General features: G+C 57.5%; 1 protein-coding gene and 1 pseudogene. Both read right to left on the bottom strand.

Annotated features, from left to right (window positions below; translation table 11 throughout):
* Nucleotides 1-270: pseudogene (locus EJP87_RS16530) on the bottom strand (hypothetical protein); the annotation flags it as partial.
* Between the two features lie 13 nt (nt 271-283).
* On the bottom strand, nt 284-1,354 hold a 1,071-nt coding region (locus EJP87_RS16525; protein ID WP_130472936.1), incomplete at its 5' end, for a recombinase family protein.

Here is a 1,354-nt window from a genome sequence, read left to right as displayed (position 1 = left end):
GCGCAGGATCCGGGAGATGTAGGAGTCGTTCATTTGCTCCCGTTCGGCCAGTTCCTTCATGCTCTTGACTTGGCCGGACTGGATCATTTTGGACCAGCGGCGGGCACGACCCAACGCCTTGAGAATTGCCTGGTGCGGTGTCGGTGGTGGCGGTGCCCAGTCTGGGGCATCCGGCGGCAAAATGATTTTTGCTCGGACTTTACCTTGTTTGACACGCATGGGGATGCGCACGGTCATGAATTCCCCATCGCTGCTCATGGTTGCTTTCATGCCAATCTCCATTCTATTCGAGTTCCGTCATCAGGCTCTTCAGTCCACCAGAGCGCATGGTTACATCGATGCCCTGGCGGCTGACATTCACCCTGCCAACCAGCAGTTGCATCAGGCGGGATTGCTCCATGGGGAACAACTCATCCCAGAGGCTTCCCAGGTTGCGCAGGGAGTCCATCACCTTGCTCTCCGAGACGCTGTCATCGATGCCATCCATGGCCTTGAAGGTTCTGACCATGACCTCTGGAGTTCCAAGCAGGCCACGCACTTGGTTCAAAACGGTCTTTTCAACTTCGCCAGCCGACACGTTGCGCAGCGGGCAGGGAGCAGGGGTGCCGCCTTTGTCGGCGCCTTGGCAGGTGTAATATCGGTACAATTTTCCAGCCTTGCGGGTGTATGTCGGCTTCATGGCGCGATCGCAGTATGAGCAGCGGATGATGCCTTTCAGGGGTGCAGGCGACTCAATCCGTTTATGGCGCATCCGTTCTGGGGTATGGTTGGCCAGCGTGGTGCGAGCAGCGTCCCAGGTGGCGCGATCGATGATCGCCTGATGCTCACCGGCGTAGATCTCGCCTTGATAGGCAATTTCGCCGACGTAGACGTGGTGGCCGAGAATACGGTAGATGGCACCCTTGTCGAGCGGCAGGCCGTTTTTACCAACCGCACCCGACTCGGCCAGTTCGTCGATGAACTGGGTAACGGAGCTGGTTTCGATGAAGCGGCGGAAGATGGTGCGCACCGTCTCCGACTCGGTGGGGTGGATCACCAGTTTGCGTTCCTGGACGATGTAGCCGAGAGGAGGGTGGCCACCCATCCACATACCTTTCCGTTTGGATGCGGCGAACTTGTCGCGGATGCGCTCGGCTGAAATCTCGCGTTCGTACTGCGCGAAGGAGAGCAGCATGTTCAGGGTGAGTCGTCCCATAGATGTTGTCGTGCTAAACTGTTGTGTTATGCTGGAGAAGGTGACGCCGTGCTTGTCAAACACCTCAACCAGCTTCGCGAAATCCATCAGGGAGCGGGTGAGCCGGTCAATTTTGTAGACGACGATCTGGTTGATTTTGCCAGCCACGATGTCAGCCAT

The sequence above is a fragment of the Candidatus Magnetaquicoccus inordinatus genome, from assembly GCF_004217665.1.
Taxonomy (GTDB): domain Bacteria; phylum Pseudomonadota; class Magnetococcia; order Magnetococcales; family Magnetaquicoccaceae; genus Magnetaquicoccus; species Magnetaquicoccus inordinatus.
The sequence above is the reverse complement of the archived record's forward strand: the minus strand, read 5'-3'. Positions and strand labels throughout refer to the sequence as shown.